Source organism: Allobosea sp. TBD101, from assembly GCF_059817965.1.
Map to the genome: position 1 here is coordinate 1134526 of NZ_CM187543.1, position 19708 is coordinate 1154233.

Here is a 19708-nt window from a genome sequence, read left to right on the forward strand (position 1 = left end):
ACGCTTACCGCGAGGGCAGGCTGCCACGGATATCGGAGGCCTGCAGCAGCGCCACGCGGCGGTCGTCCTTCGGCGGGGCGACGAAGGCGCGCAAGGGAGCCTTGGGCAGGTCGAGATCAAGCGGCCGACCAGGCGGCAGCGGTGCGTTCTTGATCAGCGTGGCGATCGGGCTCTCGAGCGCCGGCCGCTGCGGCGCGGGCATCTCGGGCGCGAAGGCGAGCGGTGCCGAGGCGAAGGAGGTCGCCGTCGTTGCCGACGAAGACACGGTCGTGAGCGGGATGGCGGCGGTGGAGGCCGAGGCGAGTTGGATCGTCGGCTCCTCGATGCGGCGGCGCTCGGGACGCTCGCCCCTCACATAGAAGGCGTTGCCGCCCGCCACCGTCACGTAATGCATGTTGTTGTAGCCGAAGCGCAGGCCGGCCATGTGGAAATGCTTGGCGGCGCCGACAGATTCGTTGCGGCGGCCGTTGAGGATATCCTCGGCGATGGCCTCGACCTTCGGCAGGACCTTGTCGGTCATCGGGCGGGTCAGGACGCCGGCGGCGAACTGGCGGGGTGCGCCGACCACGCCGCAGATCGTCTCGGGATATTTCGCCGATTCGACGCGGTTCATCACGACGGTGCCGACGCCGAGCAGGCCGGACTCGCTCGACCGGTTCGATTCGAAATACATCGCGCGGACGAGGCATTCCTTCTCGCGCGGATCGGCCTTGGCCAGCGCCACGGCGTGTTTGCGGGCTCTGGCAGGTTCCTTCGCGGCCGGAGCGGCGACAGCGGAGGTGGCGGCGGTCTCGACCGGGGACAGGCTGCAGGCGCCGAGAACAGGCGCCGCGAGCACAATCAGAAGCGGGATCGCCTTGCTGCCATGCCGGATTTTCTCACCGGAACGAAGACCATGCGCAGCGATCGCGGTCCGCTTCATGCGGCAACCTCCAGAGTTCCGGACCCGTGATCGCCGAGGGCGGCAAACCGGGATTGCCGGCAAGGAACCGCGAATTCCTTAACAGAAAGTTCATCCGGGGCGGAAGGGGGGAGGGGGCGCAGACGGCCTCACCGCGCCTACCCGAGGAAGACGCCCGGCTGATAGCGCCTTGTTCCAAAATGGAAAAGGCCAAGGTGCCGCGCCGAAAATTTTCGTCCGGGCGGCCTCGCGCGAGCTAACAAAACCGTCATGTCGGCACCGGCGAAAGTCGATGCGAGCGCGGTTTTGTGATCAGAACCGATGAAGGTGGGCGTCAGTTCCCCGAGCCCGGCAGGCGCGGCAGAGGCAGGAAATCGACGCCTTCCTCATGGAGCATCCGGGCATCGTCGGGCGTCGCCTCGCCATAGATCGCGCGCTCTTCCGCCTCGCCGTGATGGATCTTCAGGGCCTCATCGGCGAAGCGCTTGCCGACATGCTCGGCATTCTCGCTGACATGACGGTGCAGCGCGGTCACCATCTCGCGGAAGGCCTTTTCCTTCTCGCTCATCAATGCGACCGGAGCAGGCGCCGCGGCCGCCGGAGCGGAAGCCTCCGCCGCGGGCTCCGGCGCCTTCGATCCGAGATCGGTGCGCGCGACATTGGGCGCCATGACGGCGCGCTCGACCTTCGCGCTGTTGCAAATGGGGCAGGTGACGAAGCCGCGCCTCACCTGATCTTCGAAGCCGGCCGAGGAGGCGAACCAGCTCTCGAATTCGTGGGCGTTGTCGCAGATGAGGGCGTAACGGATCATGTCGTCATAGATGGTGGCGCGGGGTCACCAAGGCAAATGGGTCAGAGGGAAGAGGCTGCGGCAGGGCGGAGTGCTCCGCCTCAGGCTGCCAGGAGCTTGTCGAGCTCGCCACGGGCGTCGAGGGCGTGAATGTCGTCGGAGCCGCCGACATGCCGCTCGCCGATGAAGATCTGCGGAACCGAAGTGCGCCCGCCGGCGCGGGCAGTCATGGCCTGGCGCAGCTCCGGCTTGCCGTCGACATCGATCTCGGTGAAGGCCACGCTCTTGCGCGTCAGCAGCGCCTTTGCGGCCTTGCAATAGGGGCACCAGGAGGTGGTGTAGATCGTGACCGGCGGCATGAGGATGTGTCTCTGTTTGCGATGTCACTCATGTAGTGACTTCCCGGCCATCCGTCACGACCCGTGCGAAAGTCAGGACGTCGACGGCGCTCGCGCCGGCCCGCAACAGGGCGCGCGAGGCGGCATTGACCGTCGCGCCCGTGGTCAGCACGTCGTCGACGAGCAGGACGCGCCGGCCTTCGACCAGCCCGCGCGCGGCCGCGGAGACCTGGAACGCGCCTTGAAGATTGTCGGCGCGCTGCGCACGCGTGAGCCCGACCTGCTGTCGCGTCCGCCTGATCCGGGTCAGGGCCGTCGTCACGAGCGGCAATCCGGTCTCCCGGGAGACCGTTCGGGCTAGCGCCGCAGCCTGGTTGAAGCGCCGACGCCAGAGCCGGGTCCGGTGCAGCGGAACCGGCACGATGAGGTCGGCCTCGGCGGCAAGCTCGCGCCCGGCCTGCGCCATCATCCGGCCCAGCGTCAGCGAAAGCTCGACGCGGTCGCCATATTTCAGGCGATGGACGAGTTCGCGCGCCGTGCCGTCGAAGCGGCAGACGGCGCGTGCCCGGGCGAAGACCGGTGGATCGGCGATCGCGGCCGGCGAGAGCAGGCCGGCGCCGAGATCGACGGGAAACGGTGTGCCGAGGCGCTCGCAATAGGGGCGTTCGATGAAGCCGATGCCGCGCCAGCAAGCCGGGCACAGGGCTTGCGCCTCACCGGTTGCAGCCTGGCAGGCGATGCATGTCGGCGGATAGACGATGCCGATCAATCCACGCAGGCCGGCCCGGAGCGTCAGGCGGGCGCGTGTCGCGGTTTCACGCAGGAAGGCCACGGCGGATCGCGAGGCTCCGGCTGCCCCGGCCGCGGGCAAGGCGCGCCCGGGGCCGGGCTCGGCCTCGTCGTCCGGCATGTCGATCCGCCACTCCGCCATGGTGCGCCGCTATCCGATCGCCGCCATCGGCCAAGCTTGCTCCGGCCAGGGGCGAGCCAGCATCAGGCTTCATGCGGCGAAGGGCAACCTGGGGCATGTTGCCATCGGATATCGTTTTCCGATGGCGATCGTTCATCTTTGGACGAAATCCGCGCACTGCGTGTGGGGGGCAGAGCCGGCCGGCGTTCGTCGATATCCTCGGGGACCAGGCAGTCTTTGGGGGGCGAGGTTATGCACGGCCTTTCGGAGGCTTTTAGGCCGGTCTGGCATCTTTATGCGCGGACGATGCAAAAAGCTGTTGCGGCGGCGCGGTTGTCCGACTACATAGGCGCCCTCGGCCAGCGCTGCTCCCTTCGTCTAGCGGTCTAGGACGTCGCCCTCTCACGGCGAAAACAGGGGTTCGAGTCCCCTAGGGAGCGCCATGCCGTCGAGGCTCTTTCCATAAGTCATTGTTTTTTATCCCTGATTTTCGGCGTCTTTGCCGGTTTGGGGAAATCCGTACGTTTGGGTTTGGGGCGATTGTTCCCCGTCTGCCCTTCGAGGCGGCTGATCTCCGAGGCAATTTGGCGCGCTCCGACGAAGAAGCCGCGGACGGCGTCGGCGACGATTTCGTCGAGATCGTCGGGCGTGGGCGTCTGATAGACGTAGCGGCGAATTGCAACGTAGAAAATGCGCCCGTGCAGGCCCCAAAACATTTCCGTCTCGCGCTCGGCCAGAGGCAGCTGGGCCACGTCCGGCAGGCCGAGTTCGTGGCGCAGTTCGGCGCATGCGGGCTCGATCACCTCGCGCCTGACGATAGCAAGATACCGGCCTGTGATGTCGAAGGCGCGCAACCCGGAGAAGACGAAGATCCTGACCCAGTCATGATCGAAAACGCGCTCGACATACTCGAGATAGAACTGGGTCAACCGGTCCTCCAGAGCGCGTGAGCGGTCCGAGATCAGCGGCGCCCACGAGGGCTGCCAGCGGCTGAGATAGATATGCTCGTAGACGCGCTCGATCAGTGCTTCCTTGCTTGGGAAATGCCGGTAGATCGCCGAGTGGGTGATGCCCATGCGTTTGGCGAGCTCGCGCGTCTGGCCCTCGAAACCATGCTCGGCGAAGAAGCGGATCGCCTCGCTCAGGATCGCCTGCTCCCTGTCCGTCGCACGCATGTTGCGCCGCCGCGGCCGGGTCTCGCCAGCTCCGGATGTGGTCATGCGTGCTATCGCGCTCCAGTTTCGGACCGTGCCGCGCCGAATCGGTCGCCCGAATTTGCGACCGTCTGGTCATTTTGACCAGCCCGATTGCAGCCATCCCTACGACGGGTGTCCGGCAAAACCACTCCCGGCCGCGTTTCCTGCTTTGCCAGTCCTGCCCGAGGTTTAGCTCTGCCCGGTCGGCGTCCGCTTCCCCGCCAAGAATCCCATTCGTTATATTTCATTGGATATAACGCTTTGGTTGCGCAAGGGAATTTTGTAACCATGTGGTCATTTTTGCTTGACGCCCTCCGGGGTGCGTGCATTCATTTTGAGACCAGATGGTTACAAATCTGGCCTGGAAACGCACAACGGAGTTCGGAGCCTTGAAAGCCCGAGCCTTCAGCTATTCTCGCCCCGCCACGATCGCGGAGGCGCTCACCGCCTTCGCCGAGACCGGTGGCGATGCCAGCTACATCGCGGGCGGCCAGAGCCTCGTGCCGGCGCTGGCCCTGCGCCTGCAGGCTCCCGAACGCCTGATCGACATCGCCCATATCCCCGAGCTGCGCGGCATCTCACTGGAGGATGGCAGTTTGCGGCTGGGCGCGTTGACCCGGCATGTCGAGGCGCATGACGATCCGCTGATCGCCAGATGCGCGCCGCTTCTGGCGCTCGCCGCCCCTCATGTCGCGCACCCGGCGATCCGCAACCGCGGCACGCTGGGCGGCAGCGTCGCCCTGGCGGATCCCGCCTCCGAATTCCCCGCGATGATGCTGGCCATGGATGCCGAAATGGAGATCGCCGGTCCGGAAGGCACGCGCCGCGTTCCGGCGTCGGCGTTCTTCCAGGATCTCTATCAGACGGCGATCGAGCCCGGCGAATTGCTGGTCGCGTTCCATATTCCCGCCGCGCATCCGAAGCATCGCTGCGCCTTCGACGAGTTGGCGCGTCGGCGCGGCGACTATGCCATCGTCGGTTGCGGCGCGATGCTCGCCCTGGAGGGGTCCCTCGTCGGGGAAGCCCGCATCGCCTTCCTCTCGGTCGGCCCGGTTCCCGTGCGGGCCAGGGCGGCGGAAGCCGTGCTCGCCGGAAGCGCGCTCGACGGCGAGGCCATCCGCCGGGCACAGGCGGCGCTCGCCGACGACCTCGATCCGCAGGACGACGAGCAGGTGCCGGCGGCGATGCGCCTGCATCTGGCGCGCGTCCTGCTCGGGCGCCTGCTCGGCCGGATCGCGGAGGCATCATGACAGCGGCCGTTCCCGTCACCCTCACGATCAATGGCGAGACGCTGACGCGGCTGGCCGAGCCGCGCGAGACGCTGGCCGATTTCCTGCGTCGCGATCTCGGCCTGACCGGCACCCATGCCGGCTGCGAGATGGGCGTCTGCGGCGCCTGCCTCGTCATGCTGGACGGCGCGCCGGTTCATGCCTGCCTGACCTTTGCGGTGCAGGCCGGCGGCGCCGCCGTCGAGACGGTGGAAGGATTGAGCGAAAGCGCCGCGATCGCCGACCTCCAGCGCGCCTTCCATGAGCGCAACGCCCTGCAATGCGGCTTCTGCACGCCCGGCATGCTGGTCACTGCGCATGGGCTGTTGACGCGCAAGGCGATGCCGAGCCGGGAGGAGATCCGCGACGCCCTCTCCGGCAACTACTGCCGCTGCACCGGCTACGAGGCGATCGTCGATGCGATCGAGGCCGTCGCGCGCCGCCGCGCCGCAGGCGAGACCGCCGCCACCTTCCTGGAGGAGCCGGCATGAACGCGCCGCTCGGCACCCTCGACCGTCCGAACTCCTATATCGGCCGCTCGGTCTCGCGCCCCAACGCCAAGCGCCTGCTGGCGGGACGGGGCCGCTACGTCACCGACCTCGTGCTGCCGCGCATGCTGCACGCCGCCTTCCTGCGCAGCCCCTATGCCCATGCCCGCATCGTCTCGATCGATGTCGCGCAGGCGCGCGCCATGCCCGGCGTGCGGCTCATCGCGACGGGGGCCGATCTGGCGAAGCTGTGCAAGCCCTGGAGCGGCACGCTCGATCACTTCAAGGGCATGAAATCGGCTCCGCAACTGCCCCTGCCGCTCGAGGAGGTGCTCTGGGCCGGCCAGGCGGTCGTGGCCGTGGTCGCCGATACGCGCGCCCAGGCGGAGGATGCGGCCGAAGCGATCGCGGTGGAGTTCGAGGAACTGGCACCGGTCGTCGACGTGGACGCCGCGCGGGAGCCGGATGCCGACCGGGCCGCCGTCGCCGTCCCCGACAATCTGTGCTTCGGCAGCCGGCTCGATACCGGCGGCATCGACGAGATCTTCGCGGGCGCCGCCCATGTCGTCGAGGAAGAGTTCCATTTCGGCCGGCATACGGCGGTGACGCTGGAGCCGCGCGCGATCCTCGCCGACTGGGATGCGAGCGAGGGCAAGCTCACGGTCCATCACGCGACGCAGACGCCCTACCAGTTCCAGGACCTCTATTCGCGCCATTACGGTATCCCGGAAGCGAGCGTGCGCGTCGTGGCTCCCGATATCGGCGGCTCCTTCGGCATGAAGCTGCATGTCTATCACGAGGACGTGGCGGTCGTGGGCCTGAGCATGCTCTGCGGGCGGCCGGTCAAGTTCGTGGCGGACCGGATCGAGTCCTTCGTTTCCGACATTCATGCCCGTGATCACCGCGTGCGCGCCCGCATGGCGCTGGATGCCGAAGGCACGATCCTGGCGATGGACGTCGACGACGTCACCGCGATCGGGCCATTCTCGACCTATCCGCGTACCAGCGCGGTTGAGGGCAACCAGGTCATCCGGCTGATGGGCGCACCCTATCGGTTCGACAGCTACCGCGCCGAGCTTTCGGTCGTGTTCCAGAACAAGGTCCAGACCAGCCAGTATCGCGCCGTCGGCCACCCGATCGCCTGCGCCGTCACCGAGCGGCTTGTCGACATGGCTGCCGCCAGGGCCGGCTTCGACCCCGTCAGCCTGCGCGAAAGGAACCTGATCCCGGACGATGCCTATCCCTGCACCTCGCCGACCGGATACCAGTTCGAGGCGCTCTCGCACCGGAAGAGCCTCGCCAGGCTCAAGACGCTGATGGGCTACGACGCGCTGCGGGCCGAGCAGGCGGCCCTGCGTCAGCACGGTATCCATCGCGGCATCGGCATCGCGAGCTTCGTCGAGATCTCCAATCCGAGCCCCGCCTTCTACGGCATCGGCGGCGCACGCATCTCGGCGCAGGATGGCGCCGTTCTGGCGGTGACGCCCTCGGGCGAGGTCCGCTGCCAGATCTCGGTGACCGAGCAGGGGCAGGGCACCGAGACCATCATCGGCCAGATCGTGGCCGACCAGCTCGGCATCGCGCGCGAACAGGTCCGCGTCATCACCGGCGATACCGAGAACACGCCCCATGGCGGGGCGACCTGGGCCTGCCGCGGTGCCGGGATCGGCGGCGAGACCGCGCTGCAGGCCGCCCGCAAGCTGCGCGACAACGTTCTGTCCTTGGCCGCGACGATCCTGCAGGCCCGGCCCGGCGATCTCGACATGCGCGATGGCGTCGTCGTTGACCGGTTGAGCGGCATGGAGCGCATCAGCCTCGCCGAGATCGCGCGCATCGCTTACTTCCGCTCCGACACGCTGCCCAAGGATGCGAGCGCCCAGCTCACCGTCGCGCATCATCACGCGCCACAGGGCTATCCCTTTGCCTTCACCAACGGAGTGCAGGGCTGCCATGTCGAACTCGATGTCGAGACGGGCTTCGTGAAGATCCTCAAGCATTGGGTCGTCGAGGATTGCGGACGCATCATCAACCCGCTGCTGGTCGACGAGCAGGTCCGTGGCGGCGTGGTGCAGGGGCTGGGCGCGGCCTTCTTCGAGGAATGCCGCTACGACGAGAACGGCCAGCTGACCAACGGCTCGCTGGCCGACTACCTCGTGCCGATGGCCTGCGAGATGCCCGACATCGTCATCGCCCATATCGAGACGCCGACGGCCGATACCGCGCTGGGCGCCAAGGGCTGCGGCGAAGCCGGCACCGCCGCGGCATCCGCCGCCGCGCTCAATGCCGTCAACGACGCAATGGCGCCCTTCGGCGCCAGCATCGCGCAGATTCCGATGACGCCGACACGCCTGCTGAGGGCGCTCGGAACGATCTGAACAACGACAAGAACAAGGACCGCGGAGGAGACGATCATGACAGACAAGAGCAAGGGCCTGCCTTCACTCACGCGCCGCGCCACGCTCGCGGGCCTCGCCGCCGGCGGCGCGACGCTCGCCATGCCGGACATCCTGCGCGCGCAGGGGGAAACCATCCGCATCGGCTTCCCGACGCCGCTGACCGGCCCCTTCGCCGCCGAGGCCAAGGATCAGGTCAAGAGCGCAGAGCTCGCGGTCAAGCTGATCAACGACAGGGGCGGCATCGCCGGCCGCAAGGTCGAGCTGCTCGTGCGCGACGACAAGCTCAATGCGGGCGAGGCGGCGACGCGCACGCTGGAACTGATCGAGAAGGACAAGGTCCACGCCATCGTCGGCGCGCTTTCCAGCGCCGTCCAGCTGGCGGTCAACGAGGTCACGCGGGCGCGGGGCATCATCTACGTTTCGATCAGCCAGTCGGACACCATCAACGAGATCAAGGATTTCAGCCGCTTCACCTTCCATGAGGCGCTGAACCCGCACATGACGACTGCGGCGGTGGCCAAGCACACCTTCAAAAAGGACTCCAAGGTCGCTTATCTCGTCGCCGATTATGCCTATGGCCACGAGATGCTGAGGGGCTTCAAGCGGGCGCAGCAGGCCATCGGCGCGACCAGCGTCGGCGAGATCCTGCACCCCTTCGGCGCGGCCGACTATTCGACCTTCATGCCGCGGCTGCGCTCGATGCGCCCCGACATCCTCTGTATCTGCAATTTCGGCCGCGACCAGGCGAATTCGGTTAAGCAGGCAGTCGATTTCGGCATGAACCGCCAGTCGAAGATCGTGGTGCCCGTGCTGCTGCACAATCAGCGGCTCGCCATCGGCCCCGAGGCCTTCGAGGGCGTGATCGGCGGCGCCAATTACTATTGGGGTCTCGAGGATACGATTCCGACGGCGAAGAGCTTCAACGACGCCTTCAAGGCCGCCAATGGCGGCGCCTATCCGACCGATTACGGCGCCTATGGCTTCAGCGGCGTCTATTCGCTGCTGCTCGCCATGGAGAAGGCGGGCGGGACCGACACCGACAAGGTGATCGCGGCGCTCGAGGCGCTGAAATACGACATCGCCAAGGGCCCGCAGCACTATCGCAAATGCGACCATCAGTCGGTGCAGTCGGTGCTGGTGCTCGAGTCGAAGAAGAAGGCCGAGATGAAGAACGAGGCCGACCTCTTCAAGGTGCTCGCCACGGAGCCCGCCTCGGAAACCATTCTGCGCAGCTGCTCGGAACTGGGCTTCCCGGCCTGAGCATCGCCGACACACGCGTCATGGAGGGTCCGTGATGGACGCCGAACTCATCGCGATGCAGCTCTTCTCGGGCGTTGCGCTCGGGGCGATCCTGATCATGGTCGCGCTCGGCCTGTCGATCATCTTCGGCATGCTGGGCGTGGTGAATTTCGCACATGGCGCGTTGTTCATGATCGGGGCCTATGCCGGGCTCTGGGTCGCGTCGCTGACCGGCAGCTTCTGGTGGGGGCTGCTGATCGCCCCCATCGCCATCGGCGCCTTCGGGATGCTGATCGAGCGTTTCCTGATCCGCCCGCTCTACAAGCGATCGATCGACGACCCGCTGCTGCTGACCTTCGGGCTCGGCTATGTGCTGGTCGAGGCCGTCCGGATCGTGTTCGGCAGTGACGGAATCCCATTCCAGACGCCGCCGGAACTGGCCGGGGTCGCCGATCTCGGCATCGGCTTCTTCCCGATCTACCGGCTCTTCGTCGTCGCGGTCGTCGCCGTCATCCTCGTGCTGCTCTGGCTCGGGCTGGAGAAGACGAAGTTCGGGCTGATCGTGCGCGCGGGCGCCAAGGACCCGCAGATCATGCGCGTGCTCGGCGTCGACATCTCGAAGGTATGGCTTCTGGTCTTCGGACTCGGCATCGGATTGACCGCGCTGGGCGGCGTGCTCGCCGCGCCGATGCGCAACGTCAATCCGGAGATGGGCTCGCTCGTTTTGGCGGAGGCGTTCGTCGTCACGGTTATCGGCGGCATGGGCTCGCTCGTCGGGGCCGTGGTCGCGGGGCTGCTCGTCGGCGTCGCGATCAGCATGACGGCCCTGTTCGCCCCGGAGATGGCGACGATCGTGATGTTCGCGCTGATGGCGATCGTGCTGCTGGTGAGGCCGCATGGCCTATTCGGCAAGCCTGTGCGCGGCTGAGGAGATGACGATGACCGCTTCCGACTCCTCTGTCGCCGCCGTTATGGCCGGCCCGGCTGGTCACAGGGGCTGGCGCGCAAGGCTGGCGGCCTGGCGCGTTCCTCTCTCGGTCCTGATCTTGTGCCTGCTGCCCTGGGTGCTTCCTTCCCAGGCGCTCGCCGTGAACGTGCTGATCTACGGGCTCGTCGCGGTCGGCTACAATCTGCTGTTCGGCTATACTGGGCTGCTCTCCTTCGGCCATGCCGCCTTCTTCGGGACCGGCGCCTATGTCACGGGGATTGTGATCGGCAAGTTCGGCCTGCCCTGGTACGCGGCCGTCGCGCTGGGTGTCATCGCCGGCAGTGCGCTCGCCTTCGTCATCGGCCTGCTCTCGATCCGGACCCGCGGCATCTATTTCTCGATGGTGACGCTGGCCCTGTCGCAGCTCGTCTACTACGTCGCGCTGCAGGCCTCCTCATTGACCGGTGGCGAGAACGGCCTGCGCGGCTTCACCGTCGCCAAGATCGACCTCTTCGGCTGGACGGTCGACTTCCTCGATCCGCTGAAGAAGTACTACGTGCTCATGGTCTTCGCGGCGGCGGCCCTGTGGCTGGTCTCCCGCATTCTGAACTCGCCCTTCGGGGCGGTGATCGAGGCGATCCGTGAGAACGAGACCCGGGCGCGCGCCTGCGGCTACGATGTCGAGCGCAGCAAGCTGATCGCCTTCACCCTGTCCGGGTTGATCTGTGCGCTGGCCGGGACGCTCTCGGCCTTGCATCTGGCGATCGTGCCGCTGGACATCCTGCACTACCAGACCTCCGGAATGATCGTGATGATGACCCTGCTCGGCGGCGCTGGCAGCTTCTTCGGCCCCTTCGTCGGCGCGCTCGCCTTCCTGCTGATGGAGGACGTGGTCTCGCTCTGGACCTCGCACTGGCAGATCGTCGTCGGCAGCGTCTTCATCCTGTTCGTGCTGTTCCTGCCGAAGGGCATCTGGGGCACGGCGCTCGCCTGGAGGGCAGGTCGATGAGCGTTCCCCTGCTCGCGGTCGAGAATATCGGCCGGCGCTTCGGCGGCTTCGTCGCGTTGGAGGGCGTCACCGCGTCCTTCGAGCCGAACAAGGTCACGGCGATCATCGGGCCGAACGGGGCTGGCAAGAGCACCTTCTTCAACGTGCTCTCCGGCGTGCTGGCACCCTCGAGCGGCTCGATCCATTTCAAAGGCAGCGACATCACTGGAACGCCGCAGCACCGCTTCGCGCATCTGGGGATCGCGCGCTCCTACCAGATCACCAACATTTTCCCGGAGCTCTCCGTCCACGAGAACGTGCGCGTGGCCGCTCAGGCCTTCCGCTCGCGCTACGACATCTGGCGGAACCGGGCCGCGATGACCGAACTCGACGACAAGGCCGATGCCGCGCTGGCCGCCGTCGGGCTGACCTCGCGGCGTGGCACGACGGCGAAGTTCCTCGCCCATGGCCAGCAGCGGGCGCTGGAGATCGCGATCGCGCTGGTCGCCGATCCCGAGCTGCTGCTGCTGGACGAGCCGACCGCCGGCATGGGGCCGGAGGAGACCAAGGACATGGTGGCCCTGCTGGAGCGGCTCGCTGCCGGGCGCACGATCCTGCTGGTCGAGCACAAGATGAAGATGATCCTCGGCCTTTCCGACCGCATCCTCGTGCTGCATCACGGCCGCCTGATCGCCGATGGCAGCCCGCAGCACATCCAGACGGACCCCGAGGTCCGCCGCGTCTATCTGGGGCAGAACCATGGCTATGCTTGAGGTCGACGGCCTGAACGCGTGGTACGGCGCGAGTCATGTCCTGCACGGCATTTCGCTGACGGTCGAGGCGGGCGAGATCGTCGCCCTCGTCGGCCGCAACGGCGCCGGCAAGACTTCGACGATCCGGTCGGTGATGGGGTTGATGCCGCGCACTGCCGGCTCGGTGCGCTTCGCCGGTGCCGAATTGCTGCCGCTGCCGGCCCATGCGCGCTTCCGGCTTGGCCTTGCCTATGTGCCCGAGGAGCGGCGGATCGTGCCCGGCCTCACCGTTCGGGAGAACCTGCAGCTCGGCCTCGTCGCGACGGACGGTTCCATCGACGAGCGTCGGGCGATCGACGAGATCGCCGAGAGCTTTCCGCGCCTCAAGGAGCGCCTCGATCAACAGGGCGTCACCATGTCCGGCGGCGAGCAGCAGATGCTTGCCATCGCGCGGGCCATGATCGCGAAGCCGAGGATGATCCTGCTCGACGAGCCCTCCGAGGGCATCATGCCCGTGCTGGTCGAGGAGATGGGCGTGCTGTTCCGGCGCCTGCGCGATCAGGGCGTCACGCTGCTCCTGGTCGAGCAGAACGTCGAATGGGCGCTGAAGCTCGCCGACCGCGCCGTGATCATCGATCAGGGTGAGGTCGTCCACCGCAGCACGGCTGCCGCGCTGCTGGCCGACAAGGCCATTCAAGAACGCTACTGCGCCGTCTGACGGGCGCGCTCCGGAGGTAATCATGGACATCACCGGCGAGCATCGCATCGCGGCCTCGCGCGAGAAGGTATGGGCGGCCTTGTTCGACGTCGAGACGCTGAAGGCCTGCATTCCCGGCTGCAAGGAGCTGGAGCAGACCTCGCCGACCAGCTTCGCCGCAAAGGTGCAGCTCAAGGTCGGCCCCGTCTCGGCGACCTTTGCCGGCACGGTCGAGCTACAGGACATCGACGCGCCGAATGGCTGCCGCATCGCCGGCCAGGGCAATGGCGGCATTGCCGGCTTCGCCAAGGGCGGATCGCAGGTCACGCTGGTCGAGGAGGGCGGAGAGACGGTGCTCAGCTACGATGCCAAGGCCGAGATCGGCGGCAAGCTCGCCGCGCTCGGCGGCCGCCTCGTGCAGGCCACCTCGCGCAAACTTGCCGATCAGTTCTTCTCCGCCTTCACAGCTCGGCTGAAGGTGTAGCGGGCAATCTGGCACCCGCCTCGCGAGGAGAAGTTTCGAGGCGGCACTAGGCGAGGCAGGTTCGGAGGAGCCGCTCCGTAAATTATATCGCTATCTCAAATGCATAAGTGTTCGCAGTTTTATCCTGAATGGCGCGCCATTCGCCGCCTGAGCCCTTGAAGGGCTTTAGCTTGCAAAAATCAACGGTTCACTTGACGCGGGCTGTCATACATTTTGGCAGGCATGAACAGAGAAATCGTGCCCTGAGCGTCGTACCTGAAAGCTGGCGGCGACACTTCAATACCGTGCGCCTGCATGGCCCGCTCGGATGCCAGCCTCCCGCCCCGGAAGTCCTCATCCCCGCCATGGCCGCGCAGAGGCCGACAAGCCACTAACAATCAAACCGGACCCCTCCACGGGGGCGGATCAGCCCCCCCGGGGAAATCCGCGGCCTGCGCCCGATTGCATCGGCCCGCCGCGCAGGACCGCACCGAACAGCGAGGCTATGGCTAATCCCGCAAGTCCTGCCTCCGGCCGCAGAAGGGATGTGATCAGTTCATCGAGCTCCTTGCGCATCCGTTGCGTGCTGAGCGCCGTCACCTACTGATTGGCATCGAGCTGCGGTGCGGCTCTCCAGAGCATCGCCGCTCCCAGCAGGGCGGCGCCGATCGAGGCGGCAAAGACCGCGATCTTGGCGGCGGCGAAGTCGCCGGGGTCGGCAAAGGCTTGTCCGGCGATGAAGAGCGACATGGTGAAGCCGATGCCGGCGAGCGCGCTCGCGCCGGCGAGTTGCAGCCAGGAATACTCTGCCGGCTTGACCGCAATGCCGAGGCGGACCGCCAGAGCCGTGGCGCCGAGCATGCCGAGCGGCTTGCCGAGCACCAGCCCGGCCACGATCGCGAGCAGCAGCATGCCTCGTCCTTCGAGGACACCGGGTGCGATGACGACGCCGGCATTGGCGAGGGCGAAGAGTGGCAGCACCAGATAGCTTGAGCGGGCGCCGGCATGACGCAGCAGGCGGTCAGCCGGTGATTCCAGGCGATCGTGGATCGCGTCGAGCGCGTGCAGTGCCGAGGTCGAGGGCCCATTCCGCAGGACCTCGGCGCCATGGGCCGCTTCCGCCAGCATGATCGAGTTGGCCTGGGCGGTAAGTGCGCCGAGATTGGCCGGTGGACGTGTCGGGATGAACAGCGCCAGCACGACGCCAGCCAGCGTCGCATGCAAGCCCCCGGCATAGACGCAGACCCATAGTGCGATGCCGATCAGCGCATAGGGACCGACGCGATAGATATGGGAGCGGTTGAGGGCTGCAAGCCCGCCGGTCAGGATCAGCGCGGCCAGCAGGTAGCCGAGCTGGAGCTTGCCTGAATAGAACAGTGCGACGACGATGATCGCGCCGATATCGTCGACGATGGCGGCGGCGGTGAGGAAGATGCGCAGCTCGATCGGCACCCGCGAGCCCATCATCACGATGATGGCGATGGCGAAAGCGGTGTCGGTCGCCATCGGCACGCCCCAGCCATGGGACCAGGGGCCGCCGGGGAGGACGAATATGTAGAGCGCCGCCGGCACCACCATGCCGCCGATCGCGCCTGCAATTGGCAGCGCCGCCGAGCGCCGGCCGGCCAGGTGGCCGACGGTGAACTCGCGCTTGATCTCCAGCCCGACCACCAGGAAGAAGATCGTCAACAGGCCGTCATTGACCCAGTGCTGTAGCGACATCCCGAAGCGGGCATCGCCGAAGGACAGCGCCAGCTCGCGATGCCAGAACGCGTCGAAGCCAGGCCCCAGCGGGGAATTCGTCAGTGCGATGGCGAGGATCGTTGCAAGCAGGAGCAGGATACCGGCTGAAGGGCCCCAACTGGCGAAATCGAGGGCGGCGGCCCGGAAGCGGTGGCCCAGCGTTCCCAGCATCGCATCGAGGAAGGAACTCTCGTCCCAGGGGCCGTCATAGCGCCGCTCATTGATGAAGAAGGTCGGCGTGAAGCGCACGCCGCTGGCATGGGAGCTGGCGATGTCGGCCTCGACACGCGCGGAGGCCCGCTCCGCCGCTTCGGCGCTGTGTGCGGGGTCGAGATCGGCGAGGCCGAGATCGCGGGCGACCGCCTCGAGATCCTCCTCGGTCAGCACCTGCGAGCGCGTCATCAGCTTGACATGGGCATCCCAGAATTGCTCCGCGGTCACTGCGCGCTCGACGAGGGCCGCGGCGCGCAACGCGATGTCGCTGCCGGTCAAGGGCCGATGGCGGAAGACGTAGCGCAGGCGCTCACCGAGCTGGTCGCGGACTTCGACGATGCGTTCATTGGCTGCGCGGCAATAGGGGCAGGCATAGCTGCCATATTCGACCAGCGTGATCTGCGCGCGTTCGGGGCCAAGGGTGTGATCGATCGTGTCATCGACCGAGCGGTCGAGGCGGTTGGCAATCGCAGCCTCGGACATCCCTGGGATCCTTTTCTTCGATGGCAGCCGCGTACCGTTCTCGTGCGGCCTTCCGGGCAAATCGATCCTGCCCATGGTAGCCACAGCCGGGGAGATGCGTCAGCATCGGTTTTGGCGCGCCACCTATCGGTCGGGCTGTCGGGCGCGAAGGAGCGGTTATGACACGTCTTCTTGGAATTTCGGGCAGCCTGCGGAAGGCGTCGTTCAACTCCGGCCTGCTGCGGGCTGCGACTGAGCTGGCTCCGGATGGCGTGGCGTTACTGGCGGGCAGCATTACGAGAATCCCGCTCTACAATGGCGATGACGAACGAGAACAGGGAATACCGTCGGCAGTGCAGGCATTGAAGCAGCAGCTTGCCGAGGCGGATGGCCTGCTGCTGTTCACGCCGGAGTACAACAACTCCTTGCCGGGCGTGTTCAAGAACGCGATCGATTGGCTGACGCGGCCGGCTTCCGACATCGGGCCGCTGTTTGGCGGCAAGCCGGTCGCAGTGCTCGGCGCTTCCCCCGGTGGCTTCGGGACGATCCTGGCGCAGGATGCGTGGTTGCCGGTGCTACGTACCCTCGGAACCCGGCCATGGTTCGAGGGGCGCTTAATGGTGTCGCGGGCGCAGAGCGTCTTCGATGCCGAGGGCAATCTGACGGATGAGACCACCCGCCAGCGCCTCGCCCAGTTCATCGCCGGTTTCGCTGCCTTTACTGCCGGGGGCTGAGAAGCCGCCCGTCAGGGCGAGTGGCGCGAGAGCCAGTTCGCTGCCAGATCGCGGTCCTGCTCGGTGAGCGCGTGCCCGGCCGGGATGACCTGCGCCTCGACATCCGCGCCGGCTTGGCGCAACGCGGTTTCGAGGGGCACGGCCAGATCGCGATAGGGGTCTTCGGCGCCAACCAGCAGTAGCAGTGAGACGCTGGTGAGCGCCGCCGCCGGTGGCGCTTCCAGCACCGCTGCCGGACGCAGGAGCATAGCGCGCTGCACAAGCTCGGGATGAAGTTGCAGGGCTGCCGCGAGCAGGTTGGCGCCATTCGAATAGCCGAGGAAGACGGTGCGCTCCGGTGCGAGGCCATAGGCTGTCCGCGCCTCCTCCATGAAGGCTGCGAGAGCCCCGGCCTCGAAGCGGATATCGTCCTGGTCGAAGGCACGTTCGGAGCGGCGCCGGAACCAGCGCGCCGTGCCTTCCTCCATGCTGCGACCGCGCAGGCCGAGCAGCGTGGCCCGAGGGGCGACGCGGTGAGCGAGCGGCATCAGATCGGTTTCGTTGCCGCCGCTGCCGTGAAGCAGCACGATCACGCTGCCGTCGGCGTCGGCTGGCTGGTGGAAGCGATGCACGAAGGGCAGGTCGCGATAGATCACCCGCTCATCGCCGGGAAGGGCGAATTGCGGCAGGACGACCCGGATGTCGTCGGCTTCGCCCTGTGCATCGGGCGGGACGAAGAGCTGCGTGCCCAACGTTTCGACAGGCTCGTCGACGGTGAAGCCGGGGCCGTCCGTGGCGAATTCGATCAAGGTGCCGCCCGGTTCTCGCACATAGAGCGAGATGAAGTACTGCCGGTCGTGCAAGGCCGTCGCGCTGGAATTGAGCTTCGAGAGCTCGCGCTCGATGCCTGACAGCCGGGCGGCGTCGGGAGCCCGGACCGCGACATGGTCGGCGGTGCCTGTGCCGGGAATACCGGGCCAGAAGCCGCCGGCATCACGGATGTCGAGGCAGTCGCCGGCTTCCGAACGCAAGCGTTCAATGCCGCCTTCGCGGGCTTGACGGGCAAAGCCCGCATGGGTGGTCAGGAAGTGTACGGTTTCTTCCAGCGTCGCCGAAAGCAGCGTCGCGCCGCGCAGCCGATGAATGCGGTGCTCCGGCGGGATACCGTCGGAGGTCCAGCCTTCGCCGGACAAGGGACTAGCGACCAGTTTCACGATGAAGCCGTCGGGGTCGCGCAGGCGCAGGACGGTTTCGCCGAACTCCTGTTGCGGTCCCTCCGCGGCCATGCCGAAGCGCAAGGCGCGCTCCAGCCAGAAGCCGATCGCCGTGGGAGCGACGGCGAAGGCGATCTCGCTGACCTGGCCGTGGCCGGCGCGCCCGGGCGAACCGTCTTCCCAGATCAGGAAGGTGACGAGCGAACCGGGCGAGCCTTGCGCGTCGCCGTAGAAGAGATGGAGCTGGCGGGCGTCCTCGTAGCCGCCCGTGCGCTTGACCAGGCGCAGGCCGAGGAAGCCGACATAGAAGTCGACATTCGTCTGCACCTTGCGGGTGATCAGGGTGACGTGATGCAGGCCGCTGGTCACGACAGGCCTTCCTCCGCCAGCGCCTTGCGGACATCTGCATCCGCCGCGAGCCGGTCATGCAGGCCCGCGACGCGCGGAGCATCGCGCAGGCCTTCCGGCAATTTGGCGATGGCCCAGCGCAACATGGGGAAGGCATAGGCGTCGATGATGCTGCGCCGCTCGCCGAGAATGAAGGCGCGATCCGCCAGATGTGCGTCGAGCAGGGCGAGACGCTTGCGCACCAGATTGCGGCCGGCTTCCCGGGTTGCTTCCAGCGCGGCGGGATCGGTCGCGGTGGTGTACCGATCAGGCATGAAGAGCGGGTAGAAGGAGGGATGCAGGTCGCCGGTAAAGAAGGACGACCAGCGGTCGAGCTCGGCCTGGCCTTCGAGCGTGTCCTCGCCGCCGAGCCGGGCCTGAGGATAGCGACGCGCCAGGAAGTGCAGGATCGCGCCGGCCTGGGTCAGCGTCCAGCCATCCGCGCGCTGCAGGACAGGGACCGAGCCCGCGGGATTGACGGCGAGCAGCTCGGCCGACTGATACCTGACCCGCTTGGCTTCATAGGGCTCGCCGATCCATTCAAGGACGACATGCGGAGCCAGCGAGCAGGCGCCGGGAGCGTAGAAGAGCGTGAACATCGGGTCTCCAGGCGGGAGGCGACGAGGTGCCGGCGTAAGGTGTCGAGCCGGCAGAATAGCCAATCTAGCGATACACTGCAGACGTTGGCCACAGCCTGACCTTGAGGCAAGGCCTGAAGGTCGATGCGAAGTTCTTCGACGATCACCGTATGGACCATGGCGAGCAGGACATCCGGGTTCGCCAGGCTGCTCCCGGTCTCGAATTCGCGATCCATCTCGATGACCGGATCCTGGATCTCGTTTCCGGCGATTATGATCTCGCCGTGCGGATCGGACGCTGGCCGTTGAAATTCGCGGGGGCCGTCATGGCAGGTTTCCTGGTGTTTGATTGAAGGGGAGGGTGGAGCGCAGAGATGTTCGCGCTGCGCTCCACCCAAGGCTCAGGCCTTCTTCGCCGAGACGGTGGCGTAGCTGGTGATCAGATTGCGGTAGTCGGGGATGTGGTTCGAGAAGAGTGCACCCAATCCCTCGACATCGTTGCGCCAGTCGCGGTGCAGTTCGCAGGCGACGCCGAACCAGGTCATCAACTGCGCTCCGGCATCCGACATCCGCTGCCAGGCGGAGTGACGGGTGATTTCGTTGAAGGTGCCGGAGGCATCGGTAACGACGAAGACCTCGAAGCCTGCCTCGATCGCGGCCAACGCCGGGAAGGCGACGCAGACCTCGGTGACGACGCCGGCGATGATGAGCTGCTTGCGCCCGGTCGCCGTCACGGCCTTGACGAAGTCCTCGTTGTCCCAGGCGTTGATCTGGCCGGGGCGCGGGATGAAGGGCGCGTCCGGGAAGGTCTGCTTGAGTTCGGGCACGAGCGGGCCGTTCGGGCCATCCTCGAAGCTGGTCGTCAGGATCGTCGGCAGCTTGAAGTATTTGGCAAGGTCGGCCAGCGCCAGGACGTTGTTCTTGAACTTGTCGGGGTCGATGTCGCGCACCAGCGACAGCAGGCCGGTCTGGTGGTCGACGAGCAGGACGGCGGCCTTGTCCTTGTCGAGGCGGGTATAGGGCTTGGTCATATGTCTTCCTCCA

20 protein-coding genes and 1 tRNA gene are annotated in these 19708 nt (G+C 66.7%); 12 read left to right on the forward strand and 9 right to left on the reverse strand.

The genetic code is table 11. From position 1 onward, the window contains the following. Positions 1–4 precede the first annotated feature (4 nt). From AC6RIC_RS05320 to AC6RIC_RS05335, 4 genes are all read right to left on the reverse strand, one after another. Positions 5–922, reverse strand: a complete 918-nt coding sequence (locus AC6RIC_RS05320; protein WP_499735399.1) for a cell wall hydrolase — start codon at positions 920–922, stop codon at positions 5–7. Between the two features lie 313 nt (positions 923–1235). Beyond that, entirely contained in the window at positions 1236–1712 is a 477-nt protein-coding gene (locus tag AC6RIC_RS05325) for a DUF1178 family protein (RefSeq protein ID WP_454655292.1), read from the reverse strand. Between the two features lie 80 nt (positions 1713–1792). Beyond that, positions 1793–2050: a glutaredoxin 3 gene (grxC, locus tag AC6RIC_RS05330; RefSeq protein ID WP_454655293.1), complete on the reverse strand. Its 258-nt coding sequence runs from the start codon at positions 2048–2050 to the stop codon at positions 1793–1795. Between the two features lie 28 nt (positions 2051–2078). After that, entirely contained in the window at positions 2079–2960 is an 882-nt protein-coding gene (locus AC6RIC_RS05335) for a ComF family protein (protein ID WP_499735400.1), read from the reverse strand. 346 nt (positions 2961–3306) lie between these two features. Here AC6RIC_RS05335 and AC6RIC_RS05340 point away from each other — a divergent pair. After that, positions 3307–3382 (forward strand) — tRNA-Glu (locus AC6RIC_RS05340). A 24-nt stretch (positions 3383–3406) separates the two neighbouring features. Here the strand turns inward: AC6RIC_RS05340 and AC6RIC_RS05345 are convergent. Next, complete coding sequence (locus tag AC6RIC_RS05345) at positions 3407–4114, reverse strand: TetR/AcrR family transcriptional regulator (protein WP_499736558.1); 708 nt, start codon at positions 4112–4114, stop codon at positions 3407–3409. A gap of 410 nt (positions 4115–4524) precedes the next feature. Here AC6RIC_RS05345 and AC6RIC_RS05350 point away from each other — a divergent pair, with 410 nt between their 5' ends. The 9 genes from AC6RIC_RS05350 to AC6RIC_RS05390 are packed head-to-tail and all read left to right on the forward strand — an operon-like array spanning position 4525 to position 13375. Further along, on the forward strand, positions 4525–5385 hold the full coding sequence (locus AC6RIC_RS05350) for an FAD binding domain-containing protein (RefSeq protein ID WP_499735401.1): 861 nt from the start codon (positions 4525–4527) through the stop codon (positions 5383–5385). After that, positions 5382–5894 carry a (2Fe-2S)-binding protein gene (locus AC6RIC_RS05355; protein WP_440141191.1) on the forward strand — a complete coding sequence of 171 codons (513 nt, stop codon included), beginning with the start codon at positions 5382–5384 and terminating at the stop codon, positions 5892–5894. The genes AC6RIC_RS05350 and AC6RIC_RS05355 overlap by 4 nt, the downstream gene beginning before the upstream one ends. Further along, positions 5891–8266: a xanthine dehydrogenase family protein molybdopterin-binding subunit gene (locus AC6RIC_RS05360; RefSeq protein ID WP_499735402.1), complete on the forward strand. Its 2376-nt coding sequence runs from the start codon at positions 5891–5893 to the stop codon at positions 8264–8266. The genes AC6RIC_RS05355 and AC6RIC_RS05360 overlap by 4 nt, the downstream gene beginning before the upstream one ends. Positions 8267–8302: 36 nt before the next feature. Then, entirely contained in the window at positions 8303–9547 is a 1245-nt protein-coding gene (locus tag AC6RIC_RS05365; RefSeq protein ID WP_499735403.1) for an ABC transporter substrate-binding protein, read from the forward strand. Positions 9548–9581: 34 nt separating this feature from the next. Then, positions 9582–10454 (forward strand): branched-chain amino acid ABC transporter permease, encoded by an 873-nt coding sequence (locus tag AC6RIC_RS05370; RefSeq protein ID WP_440141188.1) that lies wholly within the window; start codon positions 9582–9584, stop codon positions 10452–10454. A gap of 10 nt (positions 10455–10464) precedes the next feature. Then, positions 10465–11463, forward strand: a complete 999-nt coding sequence (locus AC6RIC_RS05375) for a branched-chain amino acid ABC transporter permease (protein ID WP_440141187.1) — start codon at positions 10465–10467, stop codon at positions 11461–11463. Further along, the gene (locus AC6RIC_RS05380) at positions 11460–12215 is read left to right on the forward strand and encodes an ABC transporter ATP-binding protein (protein ID WP_499735404.1); all 756 of its coding nucleotides are present in this window, start codon (positions 11460–11462) and stop codon (positions 12213–12215) included. The genes AC6RIC_RS05375 and AC6RIC_RS05380 overlap by 4 nt, the downstream gene beginning before the upstream one ends. Further along, complete coding sequence (locus tag AC6RIC_RS05385; protein WP_499736559.1) at positions 12208–12912, forward strand: ABC transporter ATP-binding protein; 705 nt, start codon at positions 12208–12210, stop codon at positions 12910–12912. The genes AC6RIC_RS05380 and AC6RIC_RS05385 overlap by 8 nt, the downstream gene beginning before the upstream one ends. 22 nt (positions 12913–12934) lie before the next feature. Beyond that, positions 12935–13375 carry an SRPBCC family protein gene (locus AC6RIC_RS05390; protein WP_499735405.1) on the forward strand — a complete coding sequence of 147 codons (441 nt, stop codon included), beginning with the start codon at positions 12935–12937 and terminating at the stop codon, positions 13373–13375. Between the two features lie 579 nt (positions 13376–13954). Here the strand turns inward: AC6RIC_RS05390 and nhaA are convergent. After that, positions 13955–15793: a Na+/H+ antiporter NhaA gene (nhaA, locus tag AC6RIC_RS05395; protein WP_499735406.1), complete on the reverse strand. Its 1839-nt coding sequence runs from the start codon at positions 15791–15793 to the stop codon at positions 13955–13957. A gap of 158 nt (positions 15794–15951) precedes the next feature. On the opposite strand from nhaA, the gene AC6RIC_RS05400 reads away from it, so the two are divergent. Further along, entirely contained in the window at positions 15952–16506 is a 555-nt protein-coding gene (locus tag AC6RIC_RS05400) for an NADPH-dependent FMN reductase (protein WP_499735407.1), read from the forward strand. 11 nt (positions 16507–16517) lie between these two features. On the opposite strand, the gene AC6RIC_RS05405 is transcribed toward AC6RIC_RS05400, so the two are convergent. Further along, complete coding sequence (locus AC6RIC_RS05405) at positions 16518–18068, reverse strand: VOC family protein (protein ID WP_499735408.1); 1551 nt, start codon at positions 18066–18068, stop codon at positions 16518–16520. Then, positions 18065–18685: a glutathione S-transferase family protein gene (locus AC6RIC_RS05410; protein ID WP_454655309.1), complete on the reverse strand. Its 621-nt coding sequence runs from the start codon at positions 18683–18685 to the stop codon at positions 18065–18067. Before AC6RIC_RS05410 ends, AC6RIC_RS05405 begins: the two co-directional genes overlap by 4 nt. A 101-nt stretch (positions 18686–18786) precedes the next feature. Between AC6RIC_RS05410 and AC6RIC_RS05415 the strand changes: the two genes are divergently transcribed. Continuing rightward, positions 18787–19017, forward strand: coding sequence for a hypothetical protein (locus AC6RIC_RS05415; protein WP_499735409.1), 231 nt, complete (start codon positions 18787–18789; stop codon positions 19015–19017). Between the two features lie 48 nt (positions 19018–19065). Here the strand turns inward: AC6RIC_RS05415 and ycaC are convergent, their stop codons facing one another. Continuing rightward, on the reverse strand, positions 19066–19695 hold the full coding sequence (gene ycaC, locus AC6RIC_RS05420; protein WP_499735410.1) for an isochorismate family cysteine hydrolase YcaC: 630 nt from the start codon (positions 19693–19695) through the stop codon (positions 19066–19068). Positions 19696–19708 lie beyond the last annotated feature (13 nt).